This window comes from Nitrospirota bacterium, from assembly GCA_030684575.1.
In the GTDB taxonomy this organism is placed as follows: domain Bacteria; phylum Nitrospirota; class Nitrospiria; order Nitrospirales; family Nitrospiraceae; genus Palsa-1315.
This window is the reverse complement of the sequence record JAUXVD010000011.1, coordinates 38,774-55,521: the sequence shown is the minus strand read 5'-3', so window position 1 is coordinate 55,521 and position 16,748 is coordinate 38,774. Positions and strand designations below refer to the sequence as shown.

Below are 16,748 nucleotides of genomic sequence, written 5' to 3'. Positions count from 1 at the left end.
CAGCCGGTATAGGCCTCTCTTCTAGGAGAATGTGCCAGGCCTGTCAAGGTTGTTGCTCTGTAAATGGTTGTGATATACGAAGGCAGTAGGCCGTGCGGGTGGAGCTGGAGGCGTCGATCGCTGTGGTGAGGCTCGAGCAGGTATCGAAAATGTATGAACGCGGTGGAGATACCATCACCGGGCTCGATCGGGTCACGGTCGAGGTGGCGACGGGCGATTTCTGCGCATTTATTGGTCCCAGCGGCTGTGGGAAGAGTACATTGCTCAATCTGGTAGCCGGATTGGATGTACCGACCTCTGGGGGTATCCTTCTCGCAGGGCGATCGACCAGTCGATTTACCAGCGACGATTGGACGAGAGTCAGGCGGGAAACCGTCGGGATTATCTTTCAAGCGTTCCATTTGATTCCCGGGCTTACGGCCATGGAGAATGTCGCGTTTCCCTTGTTGCTCAGGGGAGAGCGAGGGGCATCGGTTCAATCGCGGGTCGAGGAGGTGCTCGAGTTGGTTTCGATGACCGCACGGCGGCACCATCGCCCCAGCGAACTTTCCGGTGGGGAGCAGCAGCGTGTGGCGATTGCACGAGCGATCGTACATCGGCCTCAGATCATTCTCGCCGACGAGCCGACCGGGAATCTGGATTCCCAGCATGGAGCCGAGATCATCGCGCTCCTTCGATCGCTCGTTGGACATGTTCGTCAAACCATTTTGTTAGTCACCCACAGTCACGCGGCTGCGGAGGCCGCTGATTATGTCTGGGCTATGAAGGATGGGCAGCTCGTGACGAAAACGTCGCACGAGCCTGTCTCGGTAGGAGCCTAATGGATCTTTCGACCACCATTGCCGGCGTACGATTTCCCAGTTGTTTCATGAACGCCTCGGGGGCGCTCTGTGTGACGCGTGAAGAACTGTTGGCCCTTGGCCGGTCTCGTGCCGGCGCCATCGTCACCAAGTCGATGACGGTTGAGCCTCGTGAAGGAAATCCGTCGCCCCGGTACTATGGATTTCCCGGCGGGTCCATTAACTCCATGGGCTTGCCGAATCTCGGGTACAAGGCCTATGCCGCGCTCATTCCAGAGTTGAAGGCCATCGGCAAGCCGGTGATTGCCAGTGTGGCAGGCCTTTGCGAAGACGATTTCCCGACGATCGCAGCGGTCATCAATGCAGCCAAGCCGGACTTGATCGAAGTCAATCTTTCCTGCCCCAACATCCCGGGCAAACCTCAGATCGGCTATGACGCCGAAGCCTCAGAGCGATTGCTGAAGCGCGTTCGCAACGTCATTACGGTTCCGATGGGTGTGAAGCTGCCGCCCTACTTCGATCCGGCCCATCATAAAGCGATGGGCGAGGTGATCGGCCGTTGCGGAGTCGATTTTCTCAATCTGATTAATTCTGTCGGCAACGGGTTGGTCGTGGACCCGGACCGCGAAGAGGTCGTCATCAAGCCGAAGGGCGGCTTTGGCGGACTGGGTGGAACGATCATCAAGCCGGTTGCGCTGGCCAACGTGCGGGCGTTTTGGAAGATCTTCGAAGGCCGCATCTCGATCATCGGGACCGGCGGCGTGGTCAATGGCGTGGATGCCTTCGAACATATCCTCTGCGGCGCGTCAGCTGTGCAGATCGGGACGATTTTGGTTGAGGAAGGGGTCGAGGTGTTTGGTCGATTGGAACGGGAGCTGGCAGCACAGTGTGGCAAGAAGGGCTATACGAAGTTGGAGGATTGCAGAGGGAAGCTGAAGGAATTGTAGGACTACTTCGCGCCGAACGTTCTGGCTAGGAGTCCGAGCTGCAGAGCCCGCCGGAGTAGCTGAGCCACATTTCTGACGTTCAACCGCCGCATCAAGTTGAATCGGTGCACTTCCACGGTGCGGACGCTGATCTCGAGCATTTCCGCAATTTCACGGTTCGTATGCCCGATCGACACCAGGCGAAGGATGTCACGCTGCCGGGGCGTCAGGAGATCGGCATCGATCTCTTCTTCTATCGGCTGGATTTTTCGGCTCAAAGCAGTTTTCGCGCCCATCAAGAACCTCTCATCGTCAACTCGTAGAAGTCTAGCAAAGGTCTATATTTCTGTAAACGAAACCACTCATTTGTGCAGGGCTTCCGTCTTGGCTTGAAGGATGACATCCTTCTCCGTACCCTCATCGGCCATGGTTCATTCGTTGTCTCCTGAGGCAGGGGCTTAGAGAACTATACCACTTATGCTTAATATCGCTCTGATCCGCTCCCATGGCCTCCAGCAGCCATTTCGGACCTTGCTCAGCGTCGCCGGAGTCGCCCTGGGCGTGTTGGCTTCCGTGGCCATCGGGACGGCGAACGTTCAAGTGTTGCGGTCGTTTGAGCAGGCCGTCACGACGGTGGCCGGTCCCTCCACTTTGGAAATTGTGGGCAGTGATCTCGGTCTGGATGAATCCGTCATCTCGGCTGTCCGCATGGCCGAGGGGGTGGCAAGCGCCGCTCCAGTCATTGACGAAACGGTCGTGGTTGCTCAGGGAGCACAGCATGGGCAGGTGCTGAAGGTTTTGGGTCTGGATCTTCTTGCGGAGGTCGGGACGCGTGGATTCCAGCTCTCGCAGGCTGACACTGAGGTGGCGCTGGATACACTCCTGGCTCCGGACGCGTTGTATCTTGGCCGTCAGGTTGCGGCTGAGTGGAGCCTTGGAGTCGGTAGCACCCTTGAGGTGACGGCGGGGGGACGTCTTGTGCGGCTGCGGGTCGTAGGGCTTATTCACGACGAGGCGGGGCGTTCCTCCCTCTGGGATCGGTTGGCGATCATGGATATTGCTTCGGCGCAGCGGTTGTTCCAAGCGATCGGACGATTGGACCGGATCGAGTTGGTGACGCAGGCCGGTCAGTCGCTCGACGACGTCATAGCCTCTGTCCGGACGGTGCTCCCGCCCCATATGGTTGTGCAACGGCCGGCTCAACGGACGAAGCAGCTCGAAAATATGGTGCGGGCCTTCCAACTCAATCTGACGGTCTTGAGCTGGGTTGGTCTGCTCGTCGGGATGTTCTTGATCTACAACACGATGGCCTTTGCTGTGGCGCAACGACGGCGTGAGATCGGTATCTATCGCGCATTGGGAATGACGGAGCGACGGGTCGTCGGCCTCTTCCTCGTGGAGGCAGGGATCCTCGGTCTCCTTGGCGGGCTCGTGGGAGGTCTTGGCGGGGTTTGGTTAGCCAGAGGGTTGGTGTCGCTCGTGAGCCGGACCATCTCAGACCTCTATGCGCCGGTTGCATCCGACGGGTCGATTATGTGGATGGACATGTTGACGTTCGTGGCCGTGGCGAAGGGGGTGCTGCTCGGAACCGTGGTCTCGATGATAGGGGCCTTGGCTCCCAGTGTGGAAGCAGGTAGAACCGTGACGGTTCGTGCCTTGGCGCCTGGAGACTATGAATCTGCACATCAACTGCGGGCAGGCCTGTTCGGGTGGATCGGCCTCGCATTGTTGTTGCTGGGAGGCCTCTGCTCACTGATGGGTCCGGTCGGAGGTCTGCCCCTCTTCGGATATGTCTCGACGATCTGTCTCTTGGGAGCTCTCTCCTGTCTTGCGCCACTCTGTATCAAGGCCTTGGGCATGCGGCGCGCTCGCCAAGAGAGTAAGGCCATGGCGCTCGGGGGGAGCCTGCGGCATATCGCGGCAGATCAGGCTGCGCGCCATCCTGGCAGGAATGCTGTGACTGTGTCGGCGTTGATGGTGGGACTATCGATCATGATCGGTGTGGCCGTGATGGTGCGCAGTTTTCGCGACACCGTCGAGGTCTGGGTGAACGAGACCGTCATCGCCGATCTCATCGTGGCCCCACAATCCTGGCCCCATGGGAAGCAGTCTGGCCAGGCGTCACGGGCTCTCCCGGGGGCCTGGCGTGCAACCCTGGCGGCGATTGACGGCATTGCCGCTGTCGATACCTATCGGGAGGTGCATGTGGAGGTAGAAGGCCGTCCGGTTTCGTTGGTCTCACGAGATCTCAGGCTCCATGCACAGCGCAGCCGATATCTGATGGTCCAAGGAGATTCAACTGTGGCCTTGCAGCGAGCCGCCGAGACCGGTGGCGTGCTCCTGTCGGAAGTGTTGGCGAATCGACTCGGTCTTCGCGAGGGGAGCAGGATTTTAGTCACGACGCAGGCAGGACCAGTGAATGTGCCCGTCGAGGGGATCTTCTACGATTACGCGACCGACGGTGGAAAGATGGTGATGGATCGGGACTGGTATCAGCAACGATGGGACGATGGGCGTGTGACGGTATTTCCAATTTACCTCGCTGCGGGGGTCGATCGTGAGCGCGTGCGGCAGTCGATTCTCACAAATATTTCGGGGATGGATGGCGTGACGGTTCCACCGTCTGTGATTCGAAACCACGAGTTGAGGAAGGAGATTCTCGATATCTTCGACCGCACCTTCGTGCTCACCTATGTTCTCGAAACCATTGCCGTGTTGGTGGCAATGTTGGGCATCATCAATACTCTGGTGACGGCGGTGCTGGAGCGTCGTCGTGAATTCGCCACACTGCGGGCGATCGGCGCCAGTCCGAAGCAGGTAGAGCAATTGGTCTTATGGGAAGCGACCTATCTTGGATTGATCGGGGCGGCGCTGGGTGTCGTCGGAGGCCTGTTGCTTGCGACGCTGCTCATCCAGGTGATCAATAAACAGTCATTTGGTTGGACGATTCAGATGACGATCCCAGGTGGACTGATTCTACAAGCAGTCGCCCTCGCTCTTACTGCGGCCCTGGTAGCAGGCTATTGGCCTGCGCGCTGGGCCGCAAGGCAGCCTCTCGTGGACGGGCTGAGGGAGGAATAGGGAAAAGCTAGAGCGTGAGCTAGTTACCGACCGGCTGCTGGTGGTCCACTTCGATCTTGAATCCGAGGTCTTCGATCATGCCCCAGACTTCGGGGGCAGGAGAGCCTGGCGTCGTGAGATAGTTGTTCACGAAGATGGAGTCGGCCGGGTAGAGGGCCAAGGGCTGGAGGCTGCGGAGGTTATGTTCACGGCCGCCTGCTACGCGGAGTTCTGTGCGTGGGTGCAGGAACCGGAAGAGGCAGAGCACTTTTAAACAGCGTTGAGGGGTCAGGTTGTCACAGTTCTCCAGCGGCGTGCCCGTAGCCGGATGGAGTGTGTTGAGCGGAATGGAGTCCGGCTTGACGTCGATCAGGGCCATGGCCAGGTCGATGAGGTCTTCGTCCTTTTCTCCCATTCCGACGATCCCGCCTGAACAGATTTCCAGTCCTGCTGCCCGCGCGTTCTGGATGGTGTTGAGCCGGTCCTGGAAGGTATGCGTGGTGCAGATGGACGCGTGAAAGGCTTCGCCTGTATTCAAATTGTGGTTCACCCGATCGACGCCCGCCGCCTTCAGACGTTTGGCCTGTGGTTCGCTCATAAGGCCGAGTGAGCAGCAAATTTGAATTGGAATCTCCTGCTTGATCGCGCGGACGGCTCCCGCGATTTCGTCGATCTCCCGGTCCAACGGACTCCGACCGCTGATGACGATGCAATAACGTTGGGCTTTCGAGGCGGCAGCCTGCCTGGCACCGTCGATCATCTCTTTTTGCGGCAAGAGGTTATAGCGCTCGATCGGGGCGGTGGAGATCGCAGATTGAGAACAGTAGTGACAGTCTTCCATGCAGGCCCCACTCTTGGCGTTCTGCAACATCTGGAGACGGACGGTCTTGCCGAAATAACGTGATCGGACGGTAAAGGCGGCTTGGAGGAGTTCCAGCAATCGCTCATCGGGACTATCGAGCACGGCCTGACATTCATTTCTGGTCAGCGTCTCGTCGCGCAAGGCTTTAGCTGCGAAATCCTGATAGTCGACCATGGGACACTCCATTATCTGATGAGATTGAATTGACTGCGATGCGTGATGGTCTGGGCCTGCATCACATAGCCAGACTGGCTGAAAACCTACACGGTTTCGTAGGGAGAAGCAATGCCTTGATAGGGCACGAGGGAGGCTGGAGAGGGGCTGTTGGCTTGGCCTTGGACCGTTTGGCCGGCATTCGGCCAGGGCAGTGCCACGAACGTATTCCACGTGCCGCAGCGGTGGCAGCGTCCCGACCATTCGGTCGATTCTTGTTGGCAGGCGGTACAGACGTAGGGCACGACCACGCGCTTCTTGAAATGCAGCGCTTTCTTGAGCTCGACGACTGCCTGCTCCATATGTTGCTTGCGCAGAAAGAGATTGGCCATGATCTTATGGTAATCGACCAATTGGTCCTGTATCCCTTCGACGGTTGAGAGGATGTCGAAGGCTTCGTCGGCCATTTCGAGCCGGTAATAGAGCTTGCCCAAATAAAACTGGAGGGCCGCATTGTTCGGGTCCTGCTGGAGGGCTTCCTGATAGACTCGGATAATTTCGCTGGGTTCACCCTGTTCGAGAAACAGCTCTTCGAGGCGGTGCAGAATGATGATGTTGCGGGTCCTGGCATAGACCTTCTTGAGGATCTCCACCGCGTCTTTCGTTTTGCCTTCCCGAATCAGGATTTCTCCAATGCCGATGTAGGCAGGCAGGAAGGTCCGGTCTTTCTTGATCGCACCACGGAAATAGCGCCGTGCCTTATCGGGGTGGCCACGTTCCAGCAGTTGGCGCCCGACTTCGTAGGTGCAGCCGGTGAGGAGATGGGCCTCGGCTTTGCGTTCCGGCTCAGGCAGGTTGGCTTTCAGCAGGCGATGTTGGATTTCAAGTGCTTCGCTCCATTTTTCAAGCCGGATCAAGAGGTCGCGTTCGCGAATGAGCGCGGTGAGATTGTCCGGTTCGATCCTGAGCATTTTGTGCAGGGCCTGTAGGGCGTCCTCGTAACGCTTGGCGCCTTCCAGGTCTTTTGCGAGCTCCAGCAGGATTTCGATGTTACGATCGTCGACGCGATTCGCCCGTTGATGCAGGCGGATGGCCTCTGCGTAGTTGCTCTCGGCGCGATAAATGTTACCTAGCCAGAGGAGCGAATCGACCCGATTCGGATCCATGGACAGGGCCTTCTCGAATAGGCCGATCGCTTCGACGATGCGTTTGGACATGAAGGCATGGGTGCCTTCACGATGGAGCGCATCGATCTTTTCTCTGCGGCGCAACAGTCGCGTGCTGCGCCAGTTGCCGATGGCGTGGGCGGTTTGCCGCATGCCGACAGCCAGGGCGACGAGTACGGCGCCGACGGCCATGGAAAAGACGACGAGTGTGACCGGACTGAGTTCAAATTGGATGGAGGGGCTGGTGTGGACTGCGACCGTGCCTGGGTTCAACTCGCGAAAATAGCTGTAGAGGAAGATCCCGACGCAGATGAGGAAGATAGTGGTAAGCAGTCGGAGCATCGATCTAGGCCTTTTTTTTCGCAGGAGCCTTTTTTGCCGGTGCTTTTTTCGCTGGTGGTCTCTTCGTCGAGGCTTTCTTTGCCGATGCCTTTTTCGCCGGTACTTTTTTCGGCTTCTTCACGGGTTCCGGGGCGGCAACCGGTTGTACAACCGGCGGTTCGTCCGATACGGGGATGCGTTTTGCATCGGCCCATAGCCGTTCGAGGGCGTAATGCCCCCGGACGTCCTGCCGGAAGATATGGGCAATGACGTCGCCGTAATCCATCAGGACCCATTGTGAGTTTCTCGCGCCTTCGATGCTGCGTGCTCTGGAACCGGCGAGAGTGAGGATGCCGTTGATATGATCGGCGATGGCACTCGCTTGGCGATCCGAATCTGCAGAGCCGATGACGAGATAGTCGGCAACGGAGGTCAGAGGCGCGACCTGGAGGACGAGGACGTCGGTGGCCTTTTTGTCGAACATGGCCTTGGCAATGGCGAGGGCCGTGGATCTAGCTGTTGGTACGATCGCGGTCCTCTTGGTATAGATGATGGTGGAGTATATAAGATTCTACGGAGGGCGGCAACAGATTTACCACCGGCAGCCCTTGGCGAATTCTTGTACGAATGTCCGATGCAGAGATCGGACAGGGCGGTAGCTTCAGGCAGGTCAGGCCTTGCGCCCCTAGCGGTGCCTCGATTCTGGTAATCCGCCCTGCATCCAGGTCTAACAGAGAAGGGATTGGAATCGGCGGAATCAGGCGGACCGTGGATAGTGACCGAAACGATAAGCCTGGCCTGGAGAGCACGACGAATTGGCAGAGTTCCAGCAATGTCTGAGGGTCTCGCCAGGTGGGAAAATCCAGAAAGGCATCGAGCCCGATCAGGAAGAAAAGCTGAGTCTGTGTACCATATTCTTGCTGCAGCAGGCGAATCGTATCGATGGAGTAGGACTTGCCGGGTCGACGGATTTCGATATCCGAGATGGCGAGCGTGGGGTCAGAAGCCATCGCCAGGCGGACCATTTCATAACGGTCTTGGGCCGGAGCCAGGCTTCCGCTCGGCTTATGGGGCGGTTGACTCGTGGGAATGAAGAGCACTCGGTCGAGTCCGAGGGCTTCGCGCGCTTGGCGCGCAATGGCCAAGTGACCGTTATGCACGGGGTTGAAACTGCCGCCGAGGAGACCGAGTTTCATGGTAGGCCACCCACGCGCTATCGTTGGTCCAAGAGGACCAAGTTATCCCGATGGATGACTTCTTCATATTCTTGAGGACCGAGTTGTTGCTGAATCTCGGTGGTTTTGAGCCCTTTGATCTTGACGATCATATCGGACGAGAAGTTCACCAGCCCCTTCGCGAATTCTTTGCCGTCCTGATCGAGACAGCTGACGGCATCGCCCGCTTCGAATGGACCGCTGGCATTGACGATACCGGAAGCCAGGAGGCTCTTGCCTCGCCGGGCCAGCGCTTCAACGGCTCCTGGGTCGAGCGTCAAGGTTCCCCGCGGTCGGAGCGTAAAGGCGATCCAATGTTTGCGGCTGGTGAAGCGACGTTCTTTCGCAAGGAAGAGGCTCCCGCCGGGGCCGCCGGCCAATACGTGAGGAAGGAGGCCAGCCTCTTGCCCATTCAAGATCAACGTGGCCACACCATACTCACTGACCTTCTTGGCAGCCCGAACCTTCGTCGCCATGCCCCCGGTCCCCTCGAATGAGCTGGAAGCCCCTGCCCGCTGTTCAATATCTTTGGTAATGTCCTGAATCAATGGAATCAGCGTGGCGGACGGGTTTTTGCGTGGGTCCTCGGTAAACAGGCCTGAGATATCGGACAGGATGATTAGCAGTTCCGCGTCGACCAGATGGGCGACCTCGGCGGCCAGGGTATCGTTGTCTCCCACGCGGATTTCGTCTACGGCAACCGTATCGTTTTCGTTGATGATGGGGATGACCCCGAACCCGATCAGTGCATTCAAGGTGTGGCGGGCGTTGAGAAATCGCCGGCGATCGGCGAGGTCGTGGTGCGTCAGGAGGATCTGCGCGACCTTGACGTCAAGCCGTTCAAACGATTTTTCGTAGGCCCACATGAGCCGGCTCTGGCCGACCGCAGCGGCTGCCTGTTTCACGGGGAGACTTTTGGGGTATTCCGTCAGGCCTAACTTCTTGATGCCGGAGACAATCGCGCCGGAGGAGACAATCAGGACTTCACGGCCACTCGATCGGAGTATTGCGATTTCATCTGCAAGCCGATCGATCTGTTCCGGGCGCAGCCCAGTCTCTCGGGACGCGATGAGACTGCTCCCGATTTTGATGACGATGCGGGTGGCCTGTTTTAGGAGCTGATCTCGCATGGCGTGGCTCGAAGCTGCGTAACCTGTTGCCCCACATAGTTGACGAGTTCCGTGAGCCCTTCTCTTGTGGCGGCAGAGATCGGAAGGCACGGGTAGCGATGGCGCTTGCAATACTTTTGTAAGTCACGCAGTCCTGTGCCGTCTCCGAGTACGTCGATTTTTGTGGCGACGACTGCGAAGGGGCGTGCGGTGATCGGCTCGTCGTAGGCGGCCAGTTCTTGACGCATGATTTCGAAGCTCTTGACCGGTGCCTCGGGAGCCCATTCCGACACATCGACCAAATAGAGCAAAAACGACGTGCGTTCGATATGCCGGAGAAATCGGAGTCCCAGGCCCTTGCCCTCGTGGGCGCCTTCAATGATTCCGGGAATGTCTGCGACGGCGAAGCTGCCCTTTTCTCCCCAGCGCACGATGCCCAAATTCGGCACCAGCGTGGTGAAGGGATAGTCGGCAATCTTGGGTCGTGCTGCCGAGATGACGGAGATAAGCGTCGATTTCCCGGCATTAGGAAAACCGACCAGTCCGACGTCGGCCAACAGTTTGAGCTCAAGTCTGAGGGATCGTATTTCGCCTTCAGTGCCGGTTTCAAACTCTGTGGGCGTGCGGTTCGTCGGGGTTGCGAAATGGTTGTTGCCTCGTCCGCCGTGGCCCCCATGTGCTGCCACAAACCGCTGTCCGGGGGCGACCAGGTCGGCCATGACCTCGTTGGTTTCATCGTTGAAGATGACGGTGCCAACGGGAAGGAGTACCACCACATCTTCTCCGCATCTTCCTGAGCAATTGGCGGCGCCTCCCTGGCGACCGACTTCCGCTTCGTAGTGTTTTTGGTATCGGAGGTCGAGGAGCGTGGTCATGCGAGGCGACGCTTCGAACACGACGTTGCCGCCGTTGCCGCCATCGCCGCCGTCAGGGCCGCCGCGCGGCACAAACTTTTCGCGCCGAAAACTGCATGAGCCGTCGCCGCCTCGGCCGGCTGTGATACGAATACGGACTTCATCGACAAACATCGGCGCACCGTTTCTTCAGTGTGAGAGCTGCGAGACCATTGCCTGCGAGGAGCATCCCGTTGCACGTACAGTCATGCCGGGAGTCCTCGCGGGTAACGAAGTTATGACGAGAGAAAGGAGAAAGATGCGCTAGGAAATCACAGGTATGGAGTCGGAATAGACACTGATCTTCTTCCGTCCACGGCCGCGCTCGAACTTTACAATCCCCGTGATAAGGGCGAAGAGGGTATGGTCTTTACCGAGGCCCACGTTGAAGCCGGGGAAGAACTTCGTTCCTCGCTGACGGATCAGGATCGATCCGGCTTTCACGGTCTCTCCACCGTAGGCTTTGACCCCGAGATATTGCGGATTGCTGTCGCGCCCGTTTCTAGTTGATCCGCCGCCTTTATTTGTTGCCATGACTGATCCTCGTTAGGCTGTTTCGATACCGGTAATGCGCAGCTTGGTGAAGCCCTGGCGATGGCCACGGGTCCGCCGATAGTTCTTGCGCCGTTGTTTCTTGAAAATGGTGATGGAACGCGTGCGATCCTGGGCAATGATTTCGGCTTTGACGGTGGCCCCTTTGACCAACGGTTGTCCGACTTCCATGCCCTTTTCGCCGTGAACCAGTCGAACCTGGTCGAGGTTGATCGTTCCCCCGATCTCGCCGGGAAGGGACTCCACCTGGACCAACGATCCAGTTTCAACGCGATATTGCTTGCCGCCTGTCTCAATGATTGCGTACATAAACACCTGCCTCCGTTACAGAAGATGATTGTGTAACACAGGGGTTCGAAGGCTGTCAAGGTAAAGGCGTGCCTTCCCCTGAGATTCCGCCTCGACAGGATCAGTCGGACCCCCTCCTTCGAGCTACCCTATTCGTGGGCTATCCCGCTCCGGCCCCCTGGGGTATGCTGTTTTTTTATGGTCGAGTTAGTTCACGGATTGGAGACAACATTTATGGCCGCTACCCCGAAGTCCAGTCTTGCCAACCCGGCGAGCACTCGATTTGTGCTTCGACCCTATAGGCGCATCCCAATCTGGCGTGTGCTCTACTATCTCAGCGGAGATAGCGTTGGGAAGGGTGTGGTGACCAATCTCTCTCAATCTGGCATGCGGATTCAAGGCGAACATGCGGTGAAGCCAGGTCTTTGTTTGGCGTTACGTCTCTCACTTGCGGAAGATGGCCCGACCATAGAAATTGAACTGGTTACAGTCCGCTGGGTCGATGGATATGATTTCGGTGTAGATTTCATCCATATCAGTCCCGTCTCGGCGAAGCACATCGCCGCTGCCATGAATCAGCAGATTCGTGCCCATCAGATGCCACGCTGAGCGCGAGCGGCATCCTTCATTGCGCTCTCCTAGCCTCGCCTGGGCCGTTGCTTGACGCTCCTTCCGGCCCGCTGTTATATTCCGTTTTCGATTTACTCTGACTCACCTCTGTATGGTTGCCACTTATGCTTGAGACTCAAGGAAAAATTTGGATGGACGGGTCGTTCGTCAATTGGGCGGACGCCAATGTCCATGTCATGACCCATTCACTCCATTATGGGCTGGCTGCGTTCGAGGGCATTCGCTGTTACAAGGGTAAATCCGGCTCTGCGATTTTCCGGTTACAAGAACATGTGGATCGGCTGTTTGACTCCGCCCATATCGGGATGATGCAGTTGCCGTTCGACCGGAAGCAGGTTGCAGAGGCCATCGTGGAGACGGTCAGGATCAATAAGCTGGATGCCTGCTACATCCGCCCGCTCGTCTACATCGGGCATGGCGCGATGGGGGTCTATCCCGGTGACAATCCAATCAAGCTCGCGATTGCAGCCTGGACCTGGGGCGCCTATCTCGGCGACGACGCCTTGGCCAACGGGATGCGAGCCCGCGTGTCCTCGTTTACTCGGCATCACGTCAACGTCTCGATGACGAGAGGGAAGATTTCTGGTTATTACGTGAATTCGATTCTCGCGAAGCGAGAAGCCAAAGCCGACGGCTACGATGAAGCCATTCTTCTCGATACTGAGGGGTATGTATCCGAAGGAACGGGGGAGAACATCTTCATCGTGCGGAAAGGGCGGATTAAGACCACGCCGCTGACCTCGATCCTCGACGGCATCACCAGAAGTTCCGTCATCGACTTGGCGCGCGAGAAGGGGATCCCAGTGGCCGAGGAGCGCTTTACGCGCGATGACATGTATATCGCCGATGAAGTATTCGTGACCGGGACCGCTGCCGAGCTCACCCCGGTGAGGGAAATCGATAATCGCCGGATTGGAACAGGCAAGCCTGGGCCGATTACGCAAGCCCTGCAGAAGACCTTCTTTTCCATCGTGCGCGGGGAAGATCCTTCCCGCGAGGCCTGGCTCACCCGCATCTAGCTAGACGCGAAACGGGTTCTGTTCTCACCATCCGTCTCCACGCGGCATTCTTGATATCCGTGAATCGTGAAGCGTCGTTCGTATCTCGGGAGGGATGCGAACGCATAGCTGTGGGAACGCCATCCCGCTTTATTCCTGATTGCACGCTATGAGCCCTATGCTCTTTTTGGCGAGAGACGAACGACGCTTTGCGGACGATGAGAATGGACTTGTTCAGCGTCCGATTAATGAGCGGGGGCTGCGTCGCCAGGGGCGTGAGTCTCGGCGGCTGGGGCTGCAGGCGTTGTCGTCGGAGTTTCTGGAGCGGTCTGAGAGGTCTCTTTCTTTTTGAGGTCGATTACCGTGGAGGAAAACGTTCGTTCTCTTGCCATGATGGCGAGGCTCAACGAGGTGAGCATGAAGATGGCTGCGACGACGACCGTGAATTTGCTCAAGAAGTTGGCCGGACCACGGCTCCCGAACACGGTCTGACTGGAGCCTCCGAACGATGCGCCGATCTCAGCGCCCTTACCAGACTGTAAGAGGATGGCGCCGATCATCAGAAAGCAGATCATGACGTGAATGACGATAAGGAAAGTATACATGGCACTCCGATCCGTTAGGCCCGCTGTGTCTGAGCAATGCCGACGATTGTAGCAAAGGAGTCGGGGTTGAGACAAGCCCCGCCGACTAATGCTCCGTCGATCGCATCCGAAGCAAGGAGCGACGCAATATTGTGAGGCGTGACGCTTCCACCATACAGGATTCGGATGGTCGATGCCGTGGCTTCTCCCCAGCTGGCCGCCACGAACGTGCGGATCGAGCGGTGTACGGCCACGGCTTGTTCCGTGGTGGCCGCTCGTCCTGTGCCGATGGCCCAGACCGGTTCGTAGGCGATGGTGACGGTTGCAAGATCCTGCGCGGTGAATCCAGCCAGGCTACCGGTGAGCTGAGTCGTGACAACCGACTCTGTTTGGCCTGCCTCTCGTTCAGCCAGCGACTCTCCCACACAGAGGACCGGTGACAGGCCCTGCGTGAGCGCCGCCCGGACTTTCTTCTGAATCATCTCATCTCGTTCGCCGAACAACGCGCGGCGTTCAGAATGGCCTACGATCACATAGCGGCAACCAAGATCGCGCAACATCGGAGCGGAGATTTCTCCCGTAAAGGCTCCCTGCGTCTCCCAATGAACATTTTGCGCGCCGAGGCTAATCCATGAGGAGGGGCCTAAGGCCTTGCGGGCCGATTCGAGGGAGGTAAAGGGTGGCGCAAGGACCACGTCAGCGCTGGAGGATGCCGCAGGCAGTCGCGTCAGGAGGTCGCGAATGAAGGCGGCGGCCTCAGAGGCCGTCTTGTTCATCTTCCAGTTGCCGACGATGAGGGGTTTGCGCACTGGCGTCTCGATGTTGGTAGAGGGTGTGAGCGTTGCGATGAGCGGTTAGGCGACTCGATCCGGGAGGGCGGTTAAGCCCGGGAGTTGTTTGCCTTCGAGCAATTCCAATGCGGCGCCGCCGCCGGTCGAGATAAACGACATATTCTCCGATTCGCCGGCTCGATGGACGGCCAGCGCCGTTTCGCCGCCGCCGACGATCGTGAGCGCGTAGGCATTGGCAACCGTGTGAGCCATGGCGAGGGTCCCGCGCGCGTAGGCATCGATTTCAAAGACGCCCATCGGTCCGTTCCACAAAATGGTCTTCGCGTTTTGGACGACTTCGTTGAAGAGTTTGACGGAGGCTGGGCCAATGTCGAGGGCGTACCACCCCTTCGGAATCTCCTGGACCGGAACGATTTTCGATTCCGCTCCAAGCTCGCGGCTGGCCGCGACGACACAATCGACCGGCAGATAGAACTTCACGCCGCGTGAGAGGGCATGTTCCTCGATGCCTTTCGCAAAGTCCAACATGTCGTTTTCGACGAGGGAGTTGCCGATCTCCATTCCCTTCGCCTTAAGGAAGGTAAAGGCCATGCCGCCGCCGATGATGACTTTGTCGACGCGTTTGCCGAGATTTTCGATGACGCCGATCTTTCCCGAGACCTTCGCGCCGCCGAGTATGGCGACAAAAGGCCGAACGGGGTTTTCGACTGCTCCCTCAAGATATTCAATTTCCTTCTTGAGGAGGAAGCCCGCAGCCGACGCAGGAATATATTTGGTGATGCCGACCGTGGAGGCATGGGCCCGGTGCGCGGCGCCGAATGCGTCGTTGATATAGACGTCGCCGAGGGATGCCAGTGCTTTCGAAAAGGCATCGTCGTTTGTTTCTTCACCCTGATGGAATCGGAGGTTCTCAAGGAGCAGGACGTCTCCCGACTTCATCTTGGCAACCAGCGCTTCCACTGCCGGGCCGATGCAGTCCGGTGCGAATACAATTTCTTTGCCCATGAGCCGTCCCAGGCGTTTAGCGACCGGGGCCAGACTGTATTTGGGGTCGAACTTTCCGTTCGGCCGACCCAGGTGCGAGCAGAGGATCACCTTGGCACCGTCGTCGATGGCGCGATTGATGGTCGGCAGCGTCGAGCGGATGCGGGTATCGTCGGTGATTTGGTGCGAATCGTCCAGCGGGACATTGAAGTCGGCTCGGATGATGACGCGCTTGTCTCGCAGGACGACATCGTCGATCGTTTGTTTGCGCAGATTCATAGCGGCTCCGTGAGGTCGATCCTACCAGTCAGACTCATACACAATCAGCCTGATGCTTTAGCGCCCTGTCGTTTTTGCCGCGATGACTTTGATTAGGTCTCGCACCCGGCATGAATAGCCCCACTCGTTGTCGTACCAGGCCGTCACCTTGACCAGCCGCTTGTCGATGACCATCGTGAGCGGGGCATCGAGTGTGGCCGAATGGGGATCGCCCTTCTGGTCGATCGAGACGATGGGGTCTTCAGAATAATGCAGGATATCTTTCATCGGGCCGTTCGCCGCTTTCCGGAAGGCAGCATTGACGGCCGCGAGGTCGCAGTCTTTTTCGGTTTCGACGGTCAAATCAACCAGCGAGACGTTCGGCGTGGGGACGCGGATGGCCAGGCCGTCGATCTTGCCTTTGAGTTGCGGCAGGACAAGATGCAGCGCCTTCGCCGCACCGGTGCTGGTTGGGATCATCGACATGCCGGCTGCGCGTCCGCGCCGCAAATCTTTGTGGGGTAGGTCGAGCAATTGCTGGTCGTTGGTATAGGAATGGATCGTGGTCATCACGCCATGCTTGATGCCGAAATTATCCAACAGTACTTTGGCCATGGGAGCCAGACAGTTGGTCGTGCAGGAGGCGTTGGAGATGATGTGGTGCACCTTTGGGTCGTAGGCTTCGTCGTTGACGCCCAGGACGATGGTGACATCTGGGTCCTTCGCCGGCGCGGAAATAATGACGTGTTTGGCTCCGGCAGCGAGGTGTTTCCCCGCGCCTTCGCGGTCGGTAAAACGTCCGGTCGATTCAATGACGATGTCGACTTCCAGATCCTTCCAGGGCAGGTCTTTGGGGTCCTTCATCGCCAGCACCTTAATAGGCTTGCCGTCGACGAAAATCTGATCGTCTTTGGCCTCGACGCTTCCCTGTAACGTCCCGTGGACCGAGTCGTACTTTAAGAGGTAGGCGAGCGTCTTCGCATCTGTGAGGTCGTTAATTGCGACAATGTGTAGGCTGGGATCACCGAGTGATGCCCGCAGGACGTTCCGTCCGATCCGCCCAAATCCATTGATCCCGATCCGAATAGCCATGACGAGTAGTTCCTCAATAAAAATGGGCCGGTCCCATCACCGGCCACAATGATGGCGATAGTATCGA

The 16,748-nt window shown here is 58.0% G+C and carries 18 protein-coding genes; 5 read left to right on the top strand and 13 right to left on the bottom strand.

Going from position 1 to position 16,748, the window contains the following annotated elements; all coding sequences use genetic code 11:
• Positions 1-92 precede the first annotated feature (92 nt).
• Together Q8N00_08805 and Q8N00_08800 are read left to right on the top strand one after the other, a co-directional pair.
• A complete protein-coding gene (locus Q8N00_08805; GenBank protein MDP2382893.1) occupies positions 93-821 on the top strand; it encodes an ABC transporter ATP-binding protein in 729 nt (242 codons plus the stop codon).
• Positions 821-1,747 (top strand): dihydroorotate oxidase, encoded by a 927-nt coding sequence (locus Q8N00_08800; GenBank protein MDP2382892.1) that lies wholly within the window; start codon positions 821-823, stop codon positions 1,745-1,747. Before Q8N00_08805 ends, Q8N00_08800 begins: the two co-directional genes overlap by 1 nt.
• 2 nt (positions 1,748-1,749) lie before the next feature.
• Here Q8N00_08800 and Q8N00_08795 read toward each other — a convergent pair whose 3' ends face one another.
• The gene (locus Q8N00_08795; protein ID MDP2382891.1) at positions 1,750-2,022 is read right to left on the bottom strand and encodes a response regulator transcription factor; all 273 of its coding nucleotides are present in this window, start codon (positions 2,020-2,022) and stop codon (positions 1,750-1,752) included.
• Positions 2,023-2,203: 181 nt separating this feature from the next.
• Here Q8N00_08795 and Q8N00_08790 point away from each other — a divergent pair, with 181 nt between their 5' ends.
• Entirely contained in the window at positions 2,204-4,807 is a 2,604-nt protein-coding gene (locus tag Q8N00_08790; protein MDP2382890.1) for an FtsX-like permease family protein, read from the top strand.
• 19 nt (positions 4,808-4,826) lie between these two features.
• On the opposite strand, the gene bioB is transcribed toward Q8N00_08790, so the two are convergent.
• The 8 genes from bioB to rplU all read right to left on the bottom strand — a co-directional run bounded on the left by bioB (position 4,827) and on the right by rplU (position 11,365).
• Positions 4,827-5,822: a biotin synthase BioB gene (gene bioB / locus Q8N00_08785; protein ID MDP2382889.1), complete on the bottom strand. Its 996-nt coding sequence runs from the start codon at positions 5,820-5,822 to the stop codon at positions 4,827-4,829.
• Between the two features lie 86 nt (positions 5,823-5,908).
• Positions 5,909-7,309 (bottom strand): tetratricopeptide repeat protein, encoded by a 1,401-nt coding sequence (locus Q8N00_08780; GenBank protein MDP2382888.1) that lies wholly within the window; start codon positions 7,307-7,309, stop codon positions 5,909-5,911.
• A 4-nt stretch (positions 7,310-7,313) separates the two neighbouring features.
• Positions 7,314-7,784: a ribosome silencing factor gene (gene rsfS, locus Q8N00_08775; protein MDP2382887.1), complete on the bottom strand. Its 471-nt coding sequence runs from the start codon at positions 7,782-7,784 to the stop codon at positions 7,314-7,316.
• Positions 7,785-7,800: 16 nt separating this feature from the next.
• Complete coding sequence (gene nadD / locus Q8N00_08770; GenBank protein ID MDP2382886.1) at positions 7,801-8,484, bottom strand: nicotinate-nucleotide adenylyltransferase; 684 nt, start codon at positions 8,482-8,484, stop codon at positions 7,801-7,803.
• Between the two features lie 17 nt (positions 8,485-8,501).
• Positions 8,502-9,632, bottom strand: a complete 1,131-nt coding sequence (gene proB, locus Q8N00_08765) for a glutamate 5-kinase (GenBank protein ID MDP2382885.1) — start codon at positions 9,630-9,632, stop codon at positions 8,502-8,504.
• Entirely contained in the window at positions 9,614-10,639 is a 1,026-nt protein-coding gene (obgE, locus tag Q8N00_08760; protein ID MDP2382884.1) for a GTPase ObgE, read from the bottom strand. Before obgE ends, proB begins: the two co-directional genes overlap by 19 nt.
• A 129-nt stretch (positions 10,640-10,768) precedes the next feature.
• Complete coding sequence (gene rpmA, locus Q8N00_08755) at positions 10,769-11,038, bottom strand: 50S ribosomal protein L27 (protein ID MDP2382883.1); 270 nt, start codon at positions 11,036-11,038, stop codon at positions 10,769-10,771.
• Between the two features lie 12 nt (positions 11,039-11,050).
• Entirely contained in the window at positions 11,051-11,365 is a 315-nt protein-coding gene (rplU, locus tag Q8N00_08750) for a 50S ribosomal protein L21 (GenBank protein ID MDP2382882.1), read from the bottom strand.
• Between the two features lie 213 nt (positions 11,366-11,578).
• Between rplU and Q8N00_08745 the strand changes: the two genes are divergently transcribed.
• On the top strand, positions 11,579-11,953 hold the full coding sequence (locus tag Q8N00_08745) for a PilZ domain-containing protein (protein MDP2382881.1): 375 nt from the start codon (positions 11,579-11,581) through the stop codon (positions 11,951-11,953).
• Positions 11,954-12,078: 125 nt separating this feature from the next.
• A complete protein-coding gene (locus Q8N00_08740) occupies positions 12,079-12,993 on the top strand; it encodes a branched-chain amino acid transaminase (protein MDP2382880.1) in 915 nt (304 codons plus the stop codon).
• Positions 12,994-13,217: 224 nt separating this feature from the next.
• Here Q8N00_08740 and secG read toward each other — a convergent pair whose 3' ends face one another.
• The 4 genes from secG to gap are packed head-to-tail and all read right to left on the bottom strand — an operon-like array spanning position 13,218 to position 16,681.
• Positions 13,218-13,577 (bottom strand): preprotein translocase subunit SecG, encoded by a 360-nt coding sequence (secG, locus tag Q8N00_08735; GenBank protein MDP2382879.1) that lies wholly within the window; start codon positions 13,575-13,577, stop codon positions 13,218-13,220.
• A gap of 14 nt (positions 13,578-13,591) precedes the next feature.
• Positions 13,592-14,365, bottom strand: coding sequence for a triose-phosphate isomerase (tpiA, locus tag Q8N00_08730; protein ID MDP2382878.1), 774 nt, complete (start codon positions 14,363-14,365; stop codon positions 13,592-13,594).
• Between the two features lie 45 nt (positions 14,366-14,410).
• On the bottom strand, positions 14,411-15,610 hold the full coding sequence (locus Q8N00_08725; protein MDP2382877.1) for a phosphoglycerate kinase: 1,200 nt from the start codon (positions 15,608-15,610) through the stop codon (positions 14,411-14,413).
• Between the two features lie 57 nt (positions 15,611-15,667).
• Positions 15,668-16,681, bottom strand: a complete 1,014-nt coding sequence (gap, locus tag Q8N00_08720) for a type I glyceraldehyde-3-phosphate dehydrogenase (GenBank protein MDP2382876.1) — start codon at positions 16,679-16,681, stop codon at positions 15,668-15,670.
• Positions 16,682-16,748: the final 67 nt, after the last annotated feature.